The 15,523-nt window shown below is 72.9% G+C and carries 12 protein-coding genes; 9 read left to right on the top strand and 3 right to left on the bottom strand.

Annotated features, from left to right (window positions below):
• Positions 1 to 24 precede the first annotated feature (24 nt).
• The 3 genes from K3554_RS02210 to K3554_RS02200 all read left to right on the top strand — a co-directional run bounded on the left by K3554_RS02210 (position 25) and on the right by K3554_RS02200 (position 2,858).
• Positions 25 to 1,050, top strand: coding sequence for an L-idonate 5-dehydrogenase (locus tag K3554_RS02210; protein ID WP_259942923.1), 1,026 nt, complete (start codon positions 25 to 27; stop codon positions 1,048 to 1,050).
• 22 nt (positions 1,051 to 1,072) lie between these two features.
• A complete protein-coding gene (locus K3554_RS02205) occupies positions 1,073 to 1,756 on the top strand; it encodes a fumarylacetoacetate hydrolase family protein (protein ID WP_259942922.1) in 684 nt (227 codons plus the stop codon).
• A gap of 70 nt (positions 1,757 to 1,826) precedes the next feature.
• A complete protein-coding gene (locus tag K3554_RS02200; protein WP_259942920.1) occupies positions 1,827 to 2,858 on the top strand; it encodes a TRAP transporter substrate-binding protein in 1,032 nt (343 codons plus the stop codon).
• A gap of 3 nt (positions 2,859 to 2,861) precedes the next feature.
• On the opposite strand, the gene K3554_RS02195 is transcribed toward K3554_RS02200, so the two are convergent.
• A complete protein-coding gene (locus K3554_RS02195) occupies positions 2,862 to 3,518 on the bottom strand; it encodes an ABC transporter ATP-binding protein (protein WP_259942917.1) in 657 nt (218 codons plus the stop codon).
• An 11-nt stretch (positions 3,519 to 3,529) separates the two neighbouring features.
• Positions 3,530 to 4,822, bottom strand: coding sequence for a sugar transporter (locus K3554_RS02190; RefSeq protein WP_259942914.1), 1,293 nt, complete (start codon positions 4,820 to 4,822; stop codon positions 3,530 to 3,532).
• A gap of 116 nt (positions 4,823 to 4,938) precedes the next feature.
• Between K3554_RS02190 and K3554_RS02185 the strand changes: the two genes are divergently transcribed.
• The gene (locus tag K3554_RS02185) at positions 4,939 to 5,796 is read left to right on the top strand and encodes an ABC transporter permease (protein WP_259942912.1); all 858 of its coding nucleotides are present in this window, start codon (positions 4,939 to 4,941) and stop codon (positions 5,794 to 5,796) included.
• On the top strand, positions 5,793 to 6,725 hold the full coding sequence (locus K3554_RS02180) for a glycosyltransferase (RefSeq protein ID WP_259942910.1): 933 nt from the start codon (positions 5,793 to 5,795) through the stop codon (positions 6,723 to 6,725). The genes K3554_RS02185 and K3554_RS02180 overlap by 4 nt, the downstream gene beginning before the upstream one ends.
• Before the next feature lie 181 nt (positions 6,726 to 6,906).
• On the opposite strand, the gene K3554_RS02175 is transcribed toward K3554_RS02180, so the two are convergent.
• Positions 6,907 to 8,304: an FAD-binding oxidoreductase gene (locus K3554_RS02175; protein WP_259942908.1), complete on the bottom strand. Its 1,398-nt coding sequence runs from the start codon at positions 8,302 to 8,304 to the stop codon at positions 6,907 to 6,909.
• 259 nt (positions 8,305 to 8,563) lie between these two features.
• Here K3554_RS02175 and K3554_RS02170 point away from each other — a divergent pair, with 259 nt between their 5' ends.
• Genes K3554_RS02170 through K3554_RS02155 form a run of 4 tightly spaced genes read left to right on the top strand, consistent with a single transcriptional unit; the run spans position 8,564 to position 15,481 of the window.
• Positions 8,564 to 10,381 carry an NAD(P)H-dependent oxidoreductase subunit E gene (locus K3554_RS02170; RefSeq protein ID WP_259942906.1) on the top strand — a complete coding sequence of 606 codons (1,818 nt, stop codon included), beginning with the start codon at positions 8,564 to 8,566 and terminating at the stop codon, positions 10,379 to 10,381.
• On the top strand, positions 10,378 to 11,013 hold the full coding sequence (locus K3554_RS02165; RefSeq protein ID WP_259942904.1) for a LysE family translocator: 636 nt from the start codon (positions 10,378 to 10,380) through the stop codon (positions 11,011 to 11,013). The genes K3554_RS02170 and K3554_RS02165 overlap by 4 nt, the downstream gene beginning before the upstream one ends.
• A gap of 5 nt (positions 11,014 to 11,018) precedes the next feature.
• Positions 11,019 to 13,778, top strand: coding sequence for a formate dehydrogenase subunit alpha (gene fdhF, locus K3554_RS02160; RefSeq protein WP_259945743.1), 2,760 nt, complete (start codon positions 11,019 to 11,021; stop codon positions 13,776 to 13,778).
• Between the two features lie 26 nt (positions 13,779 to 13,804).
• Positions 13,805 to 15,481 carry a formate--tetrahydrofolate ligase gene (locus K3554_RS02155; protein WP_259942903.1) on the top strand — a complete coding sequence of 559 codons (1,677 nt, stop codon included), beginning with the start codon at positions 13,805 to 13,807 and terminating at the stop codon, positions 15,479 to 15,481.
• Positions 15,482 to 15,523 lie beyond the last annotated feature (42 nt).

Below are 15,523 nucleotides of genomic sequence, written 5' to 3'. Positions count from 1 at the left end.
GGGGCGCAAGCCTCGGAGATCCCCATGAAGGCCGTCGTCGCCCACGCTGCCCGCGACCTGCGCATCGAGGAGCGGCCCGACCCCGGCCCGCCCGGCCCCGGCGAGGTGCGGGTGCGCGTGGCCACGGGCGGCATCTGCGGCAGCGATCTGCACTACTTCGACCACGGCGGCTTCGGGCAGGTGCGCCTGCGCGAGCCCATGATCCTCGGCCACGAGGTGGCGGGCCACATCGAGGCGGTGGGCGAGGGGGTCTCGATCCCCCGCGGCATGCTGGTGGCCGTCTCGCCGTCGCGCCCCTGCCGCGACTGCCCCGAATGCCTGCGCGGCCTGCCCAACCACTGCGCCGCCATGCGCTTCTACGGCTCGGCCATGCCCTTCCCCCACGTGCAGGGCGCCTTCCGCGAAGTGCTCCTGGCCGACGAGGCGCAATGCGCCGTGGCGACCAGCCTCTCGCCCGCCGAGGCGGCGATGGCCGAGCCGCTGGCCGTGGCCCTCCACGCGGTGCGCCGGGCGGGCGACCTCGTGGGCCGCGCGGTGCTGGTCACGGGCTGCGGCCCCATCGGCGTCCTCGCCATCTTGGCCGCGCGGCGCGCGGGCGCAGGCCTCGTGGTGGCGACCGACCTGTCGGAGTTCTGCCTCGACATGGCCCGCCACGCGGGCGCCGACGTGGCCCTGGAGGCGGGCGACCCGAAGCTGGCCGAGTACCGCGCGGGCAAGGGGACGTTCGACGCCGCGTTCGAGTGCTCCGGCTCGGCCTCCGCGCTCGGCGCCGCCGTGGCCGCCCTGCGCCCGCGCGGCGTCTTGGTGCAGCTGGGGCTCGGCGGCGACATGCACGTGCCCATGCAGAGCATCACCGCCAAGGAGATCGACCTGCGCGGCTCGTTCCGCTTCGGCGAGGAGTTCGCCGCCGGCGTCGGGCTGATGCGCCGCGGACTGATCGACGTGGCCCCGCTGGTCACGCGCAGCTTCGCCGCCGCCGACGCCGTGGCCGCGTTCGAGACCGCCGGCGACCGCACCCGCTCCATGAAGACGCAGATCACCTTCGGCTGATCCCCCATTCCGGAGACCCCCCATGTCGCTCGCCTTCCCGCTGCCGCCGATCCCCACGCTCAAGGTCGAGGAGGGGGGCGAGTACGCCGTGCGCCGCATCTTCTGCGTGGGCCGCAACTACGCCGAGCACACCCGCGAGATGGGCCACGAGCCGACCCCCGAGGCGCCGTTCTACTTCACCAAGTCGCCCGCCCACATGGTGCGCGCGGACGCGGACATCCCCTTTCCGCCCGAGACCGCCGACTATCACCACGAGGTGGAGCTGGCCGTGGCTCTGGGCGCTGACGTTTTTCGTGCCTCCGAGGAGGAAGCGGCGGCCGCCGCGTGGGCCTACGCGGTGGCGCTCGACATGACGCGGCGCGACCGCCAGCAGGAGGGCAAGGACCGCCGCCGCCCCTGGGACCTCGGCAAGGACGTGGAGGCCTCCGCTGTTGTCGGCACCCTGCGCCGCGACTTCGAGCCGGCGGACCAGCGCATCGAGATGCGCCTCAACGGCGAGCTGCGCCAGGACGGGCGGCTCTCGGACATGATCCACGGGGTGCCGGCCATCGTCGCCGACCTCTCGCGCTTCTACCACCTCGGGCCGGGCGACCTGATCCTGACGGGCACGCCCGCGGGCGTGGGCAAGGTCGAGGCGGGCGACGCGATCATGGCGCGGGTCGAGGGCCTGCCGCCCTTCGACCTGCGCATCGGCCCGCCGCTCTAGCGAGCGGTCGACAGGGGCGCGGCCCCGTGGCACCTGTCGCCGCGATACGCCTCCGCAGGACCCCGCCGCCATGACACGCACCCTCCTCGCCGCCCTCCTGGCCCTAGCCGCCCTTCCCGCCACCGCGCAGGAGGTGACGCTCAAGATGCACCAGTTCCTGCCCGCGCAGGCCAACGTGCCGAAGCTGATCCTCGACGTGTGGGCCGACCGCATCGAGGAGGCCTCCGAGGGGCGCATCCAGGTGGACCGCTACCCGTCGATGCAGCTCGGCGGCACGCCCCCCGACTTGATCGACCAGGCGATCGATGGCGTGGCCGACGTCGTCTGGACCGTGGTGGGCTACACGCCGGGCCGCTTCCCCTCCACGGAAGTGTTCGAGCTGCCCTTCATGGTGCCCGACGCGCGCGCCGCCTCCTGCGCCTACTGGACCCTGTTCGAGCGCCACATGGCCGATGCGGAGTTCGCGGACCTCAAGGTGCTGGGCACCTGGGTCCACGGGCCGGGCGTGATCCACGCCGCCGAGCCGGTCGAGACGCCCGCCGACCTGCGGGGCCTCAAGGTCCGGGGCGGCTCGCGCATGGTCAACGAGCTGCTGGAGGCCGCGGGCGCGACCCCGGTGGGCATGCCCGTGCCGGCGGTGCCCGAGGCGCTGTCGAAGGGCGTGATCGACGGCACCACGGTGCCGTGGGAGGTGACGACCTCGCTGCGCATCCCCGAGCTGGTGGAGTTCCACACCGAGTTCGAGGGCCCCGCGCTCTACGTGCTCACCTTCGTGCTGGCCATGAACAAGGGCCGCTACGAGGCGCTGCCCGCCGACCTGCAGGCCGTCATCGACGACAACTCCGGCCTCGCGTTCTCGGTCTTCGCGGGCGGCACGCAGGAGGACGCCGACGCCCCCGCGCGCGAGGTCGCGGTGGAGATGGGCAACGAGATCTTCACGGTGACCGACACCTCCGAGTGGAAGACGCTGGTGGCGCCGATCCGCGAGGCCTGGACGGCGGACATGGCCGAGCGCGGGCTGGACGGGGCGATGCTGATCGCCGAGGCCGAGGCGCTGATGGCGGGCGCGTGCGCCGGGGGCGGGGCGACGGCGGCGGAGTAGGCCTCAGGCCGCCATGTTGCGCTCGTGGTGGGCGATCGCGGCCTCGAGGTCCTCGTAGTAGGTCAGCTTGCCGTTCTCGAGCACCGCGCCCGCCTGGCACAGGTCGCGCACCTGCTTCATGGAGTGCGTCACCACCACCGCCCCCGCGGTGCGGGTGCGCGCGTTCAGGAGCGCGGTGCAGCGGGCCTTGAACGTGGAGTCCCCCACCGAGGTCACCTCGTCGATCAGGTAGGTGTCGAAGGCGATGCCCATGGACACCCCGAAGGCGAGGCGCGACTTCATGCCCGAGGAGTAGGTGCGCACCGGCAAGCGGAAGTGGTCGCCGAGCTCCGCGAAGTCCTCCACGAAGTCGCACAGCTCGTCGGTGTCCACGCCGTAGATGCGCCCCACGAAGCGGGTGTTCTGCAGGCCCGTCATGTCGGGGTGGAACGAGCCGGCGAAGCCCACCGGGAACGAGATCGACCCCGTCGAGACGATCTCGCCCGAGGACGGCGTCTGGATCCCGCCGATCATGCGCAGGAGCGAGGACTTGCCCGCCCCGTTGCGGCCCAGCAGCGCCACCGAGACCCCGGACGGGAAGGTGGCGTTGAGGTTCTGCGCGACCACCTTGCGGCGCCCGTTCAGCACGTAGGTCTTGGTGACATCGATCAGCCGGATCACCGGGCGGGTTCCTAGCGGCGGTCGCGCAGCGAGTAGCCGGCGAGAGCGAGGATGGTCCAGGCGAGGAACGCGAAGCCGGCCACGAGCAGGAGCAGCAGGCCGCGCTGCGGGAAGCGCGCGGTCTCGGCGGTGGTCGGCTCCACGTGGGTGGCGAGGTAGCGCGTCTGGCGCCGCGCCTCGCCGCGGGCCACGTCGTAGGCGGCCAGCGCGGCCACGTAGGCGCTCTCGGCGAACTCGCGCTCCACCGAGAGGCGCTCGAACTCGCCCACCACCTCGGCCAGCGCGGCGCCGCCCTCCTCGCTGCCGGTGTCGTCGCGCTCCTGGGCGATGCGCTCGCGGATCACGTCGATGCGCCGGTTCGCGGCCACCATGCGCGGATCGCTCGCGCCGGCGCCGTCGCCCAGCAGCTCGCGCTCGATCAGGGCCTCGGTGAGCTGGCCCTGCAGCGTGGCCAGCACGCCGGCCTGCGTGGCGGTGTCGGTGGTGGGGTCGACGATGCGGTTCTCGACGCGGAAGCGCGTCACCGCCTCGCGCGCCGTCTTCAGGCGCTCCTCGGCCTCGTCGAGGTCCTGGCGCGCGTAGCGGATCGCGTCCTCGCGCGCGGCTGCGCTGAGCGCGTTGATCATGGCCGAGGAGTGCGCCAGCAGCGCCCGCGCGATCGCGGTGGCGTCCTCGGGGCGGAACGCCAGCACGCGCACGTCGATCAGCCCGGTTCCGCCGTCGAAGCCGATCTGGATCATCCGCTCCCAATGCTCGAGCAGGTCCTCGATCGAGCCGTCGGGATCGTAGGCGAACCAGGGGTCGCGCTCCTGCGGGACCGACCAGATGCGGCTCAGGCCCAGCTCCGCCTCCAGCTCGCTCACCAGCGCCTGGCTGTTGAGGAAGTCGTAGAGGATCTCGGCGTCCGAGGTGCCGCTGCCGATGTTGGTGATGCCGCCAAGCAGCTCCAGCGGCGAGCTGCTCTCCTCGCGCTGCACCGAGAAGCCCGCGTAGGAGGCGAACTGGTCGGCGGCGCGGGTCTGCAGGTAGTAGCCCGCCAGCGCGGTGGGCAGCGCCACCATGAGCAGGAACGAGAAGATCAGCGCGAGATGTCGCTTGCGCAGGCGCGCCCGGCGGACGGGGGGCGCGACGCGGAAGGCGCGCGGCTCCACGGTGCCGGTGCGGGCGGGCTTGGCCACCGCGATCGGCTTGGCGGCGGTGGCGGGCTTCGGGGCGGGGGCGGGGGCCTCCACGGCCTTCGGGCCGGGACGGTCCGCGGCCTCGCCGCCTTCGGGCGTCGCCGTCTTGAGGGGCGTTGTGGCCAAGCGTGCGCTCCCGAGGTTCCGTCGTGCTCGGGGCGGTGTTACACGATGCCGCTGCCGGTGCCCAGAACCCCGCACGGGGGTGCGACGTGGCGGCACCCCGCCGGGAGGACCGAGACGTGACGGCCACCACCACCGATGCCGCGCCGCTGCGGGCGCGGCCCCCCCGCGGCGCCGCGCCGCGGCCGCCGCAGAAGCCGCGCGCGTTCCGCCGCCGCTTCGGCACGCCGCGCACCGTGATCGCGCTGATGCTGCGCGAGATGTCGAGCACCTACGGCCGCTCGCCCGGCGGCTTCCTGTGGGTCCTGCTGGAGCCCATCGCCGGCATCGCCCTGCTCACGGCGGTGTTCTCGATGGCGCTGCGGACGCCGGCGCTGGGCTCGAACTTCCCGCTCTTCTACGCCACCGGCGTGCTGCCCTACCTCTCGTTCCTGGGGCTGGCGGGCAAGCTGGGGCTTTCGCTGCGCTTCTCGCGGCATCTGCTGGCCTATCCCACCGTCACCTGGGTCGACGCGCTGCTCGCGCGCACCATCCTCAACGCGCTCGTGGACGTGCTCGTGGCGGTGCTGGTGTTCGGCGGCATCCTCCTGATCTTCGACGTGCGGGTGATCGTGGACGCCGGCGCCATCGCCCTCGCGGCGACGATGGGGCTGGCGCTGGCCTTCGGGGTCGGCACCATGAACTGCTTCCTGTTCATGCGCTTCCCGGCGTGGCAGCTCGTCTTCGGCATCGCCATGCGGCCCATGTTCTTCGTGTCCGGCATCTTCTTCCTGCTGGAGAGCGTGCCGATGCCGTTCCGCGACTGGCTGTGGTGGAACCCGATCGCGCATCTTGTGGGCATGATGCGGCGCGGCTTCTACGCCTCCTACGAGGCGCCCTGGGTCTCGCCGCTCTACGTGTTCGGCCTCTCGGCGGCGCTCTGCGCGATGGCGATGCTGCTCCTGCGGCGCAACTACCAGGACCTGCTGACCCGATGACCGCCGCGCCCTCGGTCCTGATCCTCATGGCCACCTTCGACGGCGCGCGCCACCTCGAGGGCCAGCTCCGCAGCATCGAGGCGCAGCGGCACCGCGACTGGGCGCTGTGGGTCTCCGACGACGGCTCCTCGGACGGCACGCGCGAGCTGGTCGAGGCCTGGGCCCGCGGCATCCCCCAGGAGGTGCGGGTGGTGGCGGGGCCGCGCCGGGGCGCGACCGCGAACTTCCTCCACCTCCTCGCCCGCGACGACCTGCCCCTCGGCCCCGGCACCCACGTGGCGTTCTCGGACCAGGACGACGTGTGGTTCCCCGAGAAGCTCGGGCGCGCGCTCGCGCGCCTGCGCCGCACCCACGACGGGCGCCCCGCCCTCTATGGCGCGCGGGCGGAGGTGACCGACGAGGCGCTGCGCCCCGTGGGCCTCCTGCCGGGCCCGCCGCGCGGCGGGCTGCGCCTCGCCGATCCCTTCGCCTGGAACCCGGTGGGCGGGCTGACGGCGATGCTCGACCCGGGCGCCGCGGCCCTCCTGCGGGGCGCGCGCCCGCCGCGCGACGTGCCGTTCCACGACTGGTGGATCTCGCTCGCGGTGGCCGCCTGCGGGGGGCGCATCGAGATGGACGAGGCGGTGGTCATGCGCTACCGCCAGCACGGCGCCAACGTGATGGGCGCGCGGGGCGGACCGGCCGCCGCGCTGCGCCGCCTCGGCGGCCTCACCGACGGCCGCTACGGCGCGTGGATGCAGAGCAATGCCCGCGCGCTGCTGGCCTCGGGCCTGCCGCTCCTGCCCGACGCGCGGGCGCTGGCGCGCGAGCTGGCCGCCCCCGCCGGCCCCCTGTTCCGCCTGCTGGCCTTGCGCCGCCACGGCCTGCGCCGGCGCGACCGCGTCGGCACCGTGGCAATGTGGGCCGCCGCCGCCACGGGAAGGCTCTAAGCGGCGTTAACCTGTTGATAACGTTTGTAAACCGCTGATTTCGGTCGACAAAGGCCGAAATTGCCGACTGGCGAACTTTTTCGCGGCCCCCCCGAGCCCGACAGGACCGACGCCTCGTCTTCGTTTCCGAAATACCTCGGGGGGAGGCCCGAAGGGGCCAGGGGGCAGAGCCCCCCAAACCTCAGACCACCTTCCCCGGATTCATGATCCCCAGCGGATCGAGCGCCGCCTTCACCGCCCCCATCACGTCCACCGCCTCGCCCAGCTCGCGCCGCAGGAGCGCGCGCTTGCCCTGGCCGATCCCGTGCTCGCCGGTGCAGGTGCCGTCCATCGACCACGCCAGCTCGGCCAGCCACGCGACGTAGGCGTTGGCCGCCGCGCGCTCCTCGGCCGAGTCCACGTCCACCAGCAGGAGCACGTGGAAGTTGCCGTCGCCCACGTGGCCCAGCACCGGGGCGAGGAGGTCCATCGCGCGGGCCTTCGCCTGCGCCGCCTCGACCGCCTCGCCCAGACGGCCGATCGGCACGCAAACGTCCGTGGACAGGCCGCGCGCGCCGGGGCGCAGGGCGCAGGCGGCCCAGTAGGCGTCGTGGCGGGCCTGCCAGAGCGCGGTGCGCTCCTCGGTCGAGGCGGTCCAGCGGAAGCCGGTGCCGCCCGTGTCCTCTGCGATGGCGCCGAAGGTCTCGGCCTGCTCGGCGGCGTGGGCGGGCGAGCCGTGGAACTCCAGCAGCAGGAGTGGCGCCTCGGGCAGGTCGAGCTTCGAGTAGCGGTTGCAGGCGCCGACCTGCAGCGCGTCCAGAAGCTCCATGCGCGCCACGGGCACGCCGGACTGGATCGCCAGCATCGCCGCCTCGCAGGCCGCCGCCACGGAGGGGAACGAGCAGGCCGCGGCGGTGATCGCCTCGGGGATGCCGTGGAGGCGCAAGGTCAGCTCGGTGATGAGGCCGAGCGTGCCTTCCGCGCCGACCAGGAGGCGGGTGAGGTCGTAGCCCGCGGAGGTCTTGCGCGCGCGGCTGGCGGTGCGGATCACCCGGCCGTCGGGCATCACCGCCTCGAGGCTCAGCACCGCGTCGCGCATGGTGCCGTAGCGCACCGCGTTGGTGCCCGAGGCGCGGGTGGAGGCCATGCCGCCCAAGGAGGCGTCGGCGCCGGGATCGATCGGGAAGAAGAGGCCGGCGTCGCGCAGGTGCGTGTTGAGGGCCTTGCGCGTGACCCCCGGCTGCACCGTGCAGTCGAGATCCTCGGCGTGGACGGCGAGGATGCGGTCCATGCCGGCGAGGGTGACGCAGATGCCGCCCCCCGGCGCGTTCACGCCGCCCTCGAGCGAGGTGCCGGTGCCGAAGGGAACGACGGGCACGCGGTGGGCGGCGCAGGTGCGCACGATCTCGGCGACCTCCGCGGTGCTCTCGGGCTGCGCCACGGCGTCGGGCGGCTGGGCGTCGAGCCATGTGGCGGAGTGGCTGTGATGCCGCCGGAACGCCTCGCCGGTCTGGAGGCGCGGCCCGAGGCGCCCGCGCAGGATGCCGACGACGGTGGCGACGGCATCCGCGTCGCGGGGCAGGGACTGGAGGGCGACCATGGGGGGAGTATGGCCGTGCGCGCGGCGGCTGCAATGGGGGAGGAGCTGTCGGACCACGCCCCGGCCCCGCGCCGGGGCCCCGGCCCACCACGGGCGCCCCGCTTCGCAGCGAAAACGCAGCCGGCAACAACAGGCCCCGGATCGGGTCCGGGGCGTGCATCGCCCTCGTCCCCCGTCGCATCCCGGCGACGCGGCGTCGCTTGCCCGTCTGTGCAACCCGGCCGCGATTCCCTATGGGTGCAGCGAGGGGGACGCGCGCATGGCGTTGGACGAGAGCAAGGGCGTCTGGAAGTCGGGCCGCGGACGGGGCCGTGCGACGCCCAAGGGTCGCCAGTACCACGACGACGCCCTCGCCGAGGTGCGCCGCCTGCTGGGCGCCCGCCCGCGCCGCCGCGACCTGCTGATCGAGTTCCTCCACCTCCTCCAGGACGCCCACGGCCACCTTTCGGCGGCGCACCTGCGGGCGCTGGCCTTCGAGATGGACCTCGCCATGGCCGAGGTCTGGGAGGTCGCCACCTTCTACGACCACTTCGACCCGCGCCGCGAGGACGAGGCGGTGCCGCCCGCTCTGACGATCCGCGTCTGCGACTCGCTGTCGTGCGAGCTGGCCGGGGCCGAGGCTCTGAAATCGGCTCTTGAGAGGGGCACCGACCCCTTGGAGGTCCGCGTGCTGCGCGCCCCCTGCATGGGCCGCTGCGACACCGCGCCGGTGGCCGAGGTCGGGCACCGGCACGTCGACCAGGCCACCCCGGAGTCGGTGCTTGCCGCCGCCGCCGCGGGCGAGACGCACGCCGTGATCCCCGACTACGAGACGCTCGACGCCTACCGGGCGGGCGGCGGCTACGAACGGCTCGCCGCGTTGCGCGCGTCGGGCGACTGGGAGGCGGTGCAGGAGCAGGTGGCCGCCTCCGGCCTGCGCGGCCTCGGCGGGGCGGGCTTCCCGTCCGGAAAGAAGTGGGGCTTCGTGCGCACCAATCCCGGGCCGCGGCTGATGGCCGTGAACGGCGACGAGGGCGAGCCGGGCACGTTCAAGGACCGCCACTACCTCGAGCGCCGGCCGCACCTGTTCCTGGAAGGTATGCTGGTCGCCGCCTGGGCGGTCGAGGCCGAGCGGGTCTATCTCTACATGCGCGACGAGTATCCGGCCGTGCTGGAGATCCTCGCAACCGAGATCGCCGCATTGGAGGCGGCGGGCATCGCCGTGCCGGGCTTCGTCGAGCTGCGGCGGGGAGCGGGGGCCTACATCTGCGGCGAGGAATCGGCGATGATCGAGTCGATCGAGGGCAAGCGCGGGCTGCCCCGCCACCGGCCGCCCTACGTCGCCCAGGTCGGCCTCTTCGGGCGGCCGACGCTGGTGCACAACGTCGAGACCCTGCACTGGATCGCCCGCGTGGTGCGCGAGGGGCCCGAGGTGCTGTCGGCGCACGAGCGGAACGGGCGCAAGGGCCTGCGCAGCTACTCCGTCTCGGGCCGGGTGCGGGAGCCCGGCGTCCACGTGCTGCCCGCCGGCTCCACCATCCGCGACGTGATCGAGGCAGCCGGCGGGATGGCCGAGGGTCACGCGTTCAAGGCCTACCAGCCCGGCGGCCCCTCCTCGGGGCTGCTGCCTGCCACGCTGGACGACGTGCCGCTCGACTTCGACACGCTCCAGCCCCACGGCACCTTCATCGGCTCGGCCGCCGTGGTGGTGCTGTCGGACCAGGACTCCGCGCGGGACGCGGCCCTCAACATGCTGCGCTTCTTCGAGTCGGAGAGCTGCGGCCAGTGCACCCCCTGCCGGGTCGGCTGCGAGAAGGCCGTGAAGCTGATGGAGGCCCCCGCGTGGGACACCGCGCTCTTGGAGGACGTCTGCGAGGCCATGGCGGACGCCTCGATCTGCGGGCTGGGACAGGCCGCGCCGAACCCGATCCGGCTGGTGGCGAAGCATTTTCCGGAGGAGGTGGGCGGCGCCGGCGCGCTGGCCGAGGGCGAGACCCCGGCCACCGCGAACTACGCCACCGCGCAGGCGGCCGAGGGCGGCGGGCGCCGCTCGCGCGCGGGGCTTGCGATGGCGCCCCCCGCGGAGGATGCGCCATGATCGAGGCCTACCTCGCCGCCTGGGCCGGCGTCGTGGCCGCGCAGGCCTCGCCCGGGCCGAACCTCGCGGCGACCGCGTCCGTGGCGCTGGCCGAGGGGCGGCGGCCCGCGCTGTTCGTGGTGGCGGGCATCGCGTCCGGGATGCTGGTCTGGTCGGCGCTCACGGCGGGGGGGCTCGGCGCCCTGCTCGCGGCGTTCCCGCTGTCGCTCGTGGCGATGAAGGTCGTGGGGGGCGGGTACCTGCTGTTCCTCGGCCTGCGCGCTGCCCGCGCCGCCCTGCGCGGCGAAACTGCGGCGATCCGGCCCGCGACCGCGCGCCTCGCGCCCGGGGCCGCGTGGCGGCGGGGGCTGCTCGTGGTGCTGTCGAACCCCAAGGCGGGGCTGATGTGGGCGGCGGTGGCGACGTTCCTGTTCGGGCAAGGATTGAATGCTGCCGAAGTGCTGCTCTTCGGCCCGCTCGGGGCGCTGTCGGGGCTCGCCGTCTACGGCACGTACGCGGCGCTCTTCTCCACCGGGATCGCGGTGCGGACCTACGCGCGGGCCGCGCGCGCGGTCGAGGCCGCCTTCGCGGCGGCCTTCGGCGCCATGGGCCTCGGCCTCCTCGTCTCCGGCCTGCGGGAGCTGCGCCCATGAAGGACATCGTCGACACCGTCACTTTCACGCTCGACGGGGCCGAAGTCTCCGTTCCCGCCGGGACCACGATCTGGGAGGCGGCGCATGGGCGCGGGCTGGTGATCCCGCATCTGTGTCACAAGCCCTCGCCCGGCTACCGGCCCGACGGAAACTGCCGGGCGTGCATGGTCGAGGTCGAGGGCGAGCGCGTGCTGGCCGCCTCCTGCGTGCGCGAGGCCGCGAATGACATGGTGGTGCGGACGGACTCGGGACGCGCAGAGAAGGCCCGCGCGACCGTGATCGAGATGCTGCTGGCCGACCAGCCGGCGCGCGCGGACGCCCACGACCGGTCCTCGCACTTCTGGAAGACCGCGCAGGCCGCGGAGAGCCGCCTGCCGGCGATGGACCGCGGGGCGGTGCCGCAGCTCGACGCCTCGCACGTCGCCATGCGCGTCAACCTCGACGCCTGCATCCAGTGCGGCCTGTGCGTGCGCGCCTGCCGCGAGGTGCAGGTCAACGACGTGATCGGCATGGCCGGGCGCGGCCACGACACGTGGCCCGTGTTCGACTTCGCCGACCCCATGGGCGAGTCGACCTGCGTGGCCTGCGGCGAGTGCGTGCAGGCCTGCCCCACGGGCGCGCTGATGGAGGCCTCGCTCGTGGACGAGGCGCAGCGGGGCGACTCGGCCGCCTTCGACACGGAGACCAAGAGCATCTGCCCGTTCTGCGGTGTGGGCTGCCAGGTCTCGGTGAAGGCGAAGGGCGGCCGCGTGGTCGCCGTAGATGGCGTGAACGGCCCCGCCAACGAGGGGCGGCTCTGCGTGAAGGGCCGCTTCGGCTTCGACTACATCCACCACCCGCACCGCCTGACCGTACCCCTGATCCGCCGCGACGATGCCCCCGCCAAGGGCCTGAACGTCGATCCCGGCGACTGGACCACGCACTTCCGCGAGGCGACGTGGGACGAGGCACTGGAGCGCGCTGCCGGGGGCCTCCGGGGGAGGGGCCGCGAGGTGGCCGGCTTCGGCTCGGCCAAGTGCACGAACGAGGAGGCGTACCTCCACCAGAAGTTCATCCGGCAGGCGTTCGGGCACAACAACGTCGACCACTGCACGCGCCTGTGCCACGCGTCCTCGGTCGCGGCCCTTCTGGAGAACGTCGGATCGGGCGCTGTCACCGCTACGTTCAACGAAATCGAGAACGCCGACGTCGCCATCGTGATCGGCGCCAACCCGGTCGAGAACCACCCCGTCGCGGCGACCTACTTCAAGCAGTTCGCCAAGCGCGGCGGCAAGCTGATCGTGATGGACCCGCGCGGGCAGGCCCTGCGTCGGCACGCGTCGCACATGCTTCAGTTCCGCCCCGGCGCCGACGTGGCGATGCTGAACGCCATCATGGCTACGATCGCCGAGGAGGGTCTGGCCGACCGCCAGTACGTCGAGGCGATGACGGAAGGCTGGGAGGCGCAGCGCGCCCACCTTAAAGGCTTCGCGCCCGAGGCCATGGCCGAGCACTGCGGCATCCCCGCCGAAGTCCTGCGCGACGTGGCGCGCACCTTCGCCGGGGCGCGCGCGGCCATGATCTTCTGGGGCATGGGCGTCTCGCAGCACGTCCACGGCACCGACAACTCGCGCTGCCTGATCTCGCTGGCCCTCATGTGCGGGCAGGTGGGCCGTCCGGGCGCGGGGCTGCACCCGCTGCGGGGGCAGAACAACGTGCAGGGGGCCTCGGATGCGGGACTGATCCCGATGTTCCTACCGGACTACGCCTCCGTCCAGTCGGACGAGGTGCGCGCCAAGTTCGAGGCGCTGTGGGCGGGCGAGGGCGGTGCCGCGATCGCCCTCGAGAAGGGCCTGACGGTCACCGAGATCCTCGATGGCGTGCACGAGGGGCACGTGCGGGCGATGTACATTCAGGGCGAGAACCCGGCCATGTCGGACCCGGACGTGGAGCACGCGCGCGACGCGCTCGCCAAGCTCGACCACTTGGTCGTGCAGGACATCTTCCTGACCGAGACCGCCAACTATGCCGACGTGATCCTGCCCGCCTCGGCCTTCGCCGAAAAGACGGGCACGGTGACCAACACCAACCGGCAGGTGCAGATGGGGCGACCGGCGGTGCCGCCGCCCGGAAAAGCGCGCGAGGACTGGTGGATCACCACCGAGCTGGCGCGCCGCTGCGGGCTGGATTGGTCCTACGCCCACCCGCGCGAAGTGTTCGCGGAGATGGCTCAGGTCATGCCGTCCCTCGCCAACATCACCTGGGAGCGGCTGGAGCGGGAGGACGCCGTGACCTACCCCTCGCTGTCCCCGACCGACCCGGGCCAGCCCATCGTCTTCGGCGACGCCTTCCCGCGCGAGGGCGGCCGCGCCAGGTTCACGCCCGCGAGCGTCATCCCGCCCGACGAGGTGCCGGACGCCGAGTATCCGATGATCCTCACCACGGGGCGGCAGCTGGAGCACTGGCACACCGGCTCCATGACCCGCCGCGCCACGGTGCTTGACGCGGTGGAGCCCGAGGCCAACTGCTCGCTCCACCCCTCGACCTTGCGCCGCATGGGCGTGGAGCCGGGCGGGCGGGTGCGGCTCGTGACCCGCCGCGGCGCGATCGAGATCATGGCCCGCGCCGACCGCGCCGTGGCCCCCGACATGGTGTTCGTGCCCTTTGCCTACGTGGAGGCCGCGGCCAACGTGCTGACCAACCCGGCCGTGGACCCCTACGGCAAGATCCCCGAGTTCAAGTTCGCCGCCGTGCGCGTCGAGCCCGCGGCCGTGGCCGCCGAATAGCATCCCCAGCAGAAGAGACCCCGCCGATGGCCCCCAAGTCCGACATCGAGATCGCGCGCGCCGCCGACAAGAAACCGATCCGCGAGATCGGGGCGCGCCTCGGCATCCCGGAGGCGGACCTGCTGCCCTACGGCCACGACAAGGCCAAAGTGGGCCAGACCTTCATCGACGGGCTGCGTGACCGCCCGAACGGCAAGCTCGTGCTCGTCACCGCGATCAACCCGACGCCCGCGGGCGAGGGCAAGACGACCACCACCGTAGGCCTCGGCGACGGGCTGAACCGCATCGGCAAGAACGCGGTGGTCTGCATCCGCGAGGCCTCGCTCGGGCCGAACTTCGGCATGAAGGGCGGCGCCGCCGGGGGCGGCTACGCGCAGGTGGTGCCCATGGAGGAGATGAACCTCCACTTCACCGGTGACTTCCACGCCATCACCAGCGCGCACAGCCTCCTGTCGGCCATGATCGACAACCACGTCTACTGGGGCAACGAGCAGAACATCGACACCCGCCGCGTCGTGTGGCGCCGCGTGGTGGACATGAACGACCGGAGCCTCCGGCAGATCACCTCGTCCCTGGGCGGCGTCTCGAACGGCTTCGCGCGCGAGGACGGCTTCGACATCACCGTGGCCTCCGAGGTGATGGCCTGCCTGTGCCTGGCCTCCGACCTCAAGGACCTGGAGCGGCGCCTGGGCGACATGATCGTGGCCTACCGCCGCGACCGCTCGCCGGTGTTCTGCCGCGACATCAAGGCGGACGGGGCGATGACCGTGCTCCTGAAGGACGCGATGCAGCCCAACCTCGTGCAGACCCTCGAGAACAACCCCGCCTTCGTCCATGGCGGCCCCTTCGCCAACATCGCCCACGGCTGCAACTCGGTGATCGCCACCAAGACGGCGCTGAAGCTCGCCGACTACGTGGTGACCGAGGCCGGCTTCGGCGCGGACCTCGGCGCCGAGAAGTTCATGAACATCAAGTGCCGCAAGGCGGGCCTCGCCCCCGACTGCGTGGTGCTGGTCGCCACCGTGCGCGCCATGAAGATGAACGGCGGCGTGGCGAAGGCCGATCTGGGCGCCGAGAACGTGGATGCCGTGCGCAAGGGCTGCGCCAACCTCGGGCGGCACATCTCCAACGTGAAGTCGTTCGGCGTGCCGGTCGTGGTCGCCGTGAACCACTTCACCGGCGACAGCGAGGCCGAGGTCGAGGCGGTGCGCGACTTCGTGAAGGGGCAGGGCTCCGAGGCCATCGTCTCGCGGCACTGGGCCGACGGGTCGGCGGGCTCCGAGGCGCTGGCGCGGCGCGTGGCCGAGATCGCCGACGCCGGCATGGCGAACTTCGCGCCGCTCTACCCCGACGACATGCCCCTGTTCCAGAAGATCGAGACGGTCGCCAAGCGCATCTACCACGCCGACGCGGTGCTGGCCGACAAGAAGATCCGCGACCAGCTGCGCGCCTGGGAGGAGCAGGGCTACGGCAACCTGCCCGTGTGCATGGCCAAGACCCAGTACTCCTTCTCGACCGACCCCAACCTGCGCGGCGCGCCCACGGGGCACTCGGTCCCCATCCGCGAGGTGCGCCTGTCGGCGGGCGCGGGCTTCGTGGTGGTGGTCTGCGGGGAGATCATGACGATGCCGGGCCTGCCGCGCACGCCGGCCGCGGAGTCGATCCGGCTGAACGAGGCAGGCGAGGTGGAAGGGCTGTTCTAGGGTCTTCGCTGGACTGAGATCGCCGGGGGCGCTGCCCCCGGA

The organism is Jannaschia sp. W003 (assembly GCF_025144335.1).
Classification (GTDB): Bacteria; Pseudomonadota; Alphaproteobacteria; order Rhodobacterales; family Rhodobacteraceae; genus Jannaschia.
Note: the sequence above shows the minus strand (reverse complement) of the source record. Positions and strands in the feature narration are given on the sequence as shown.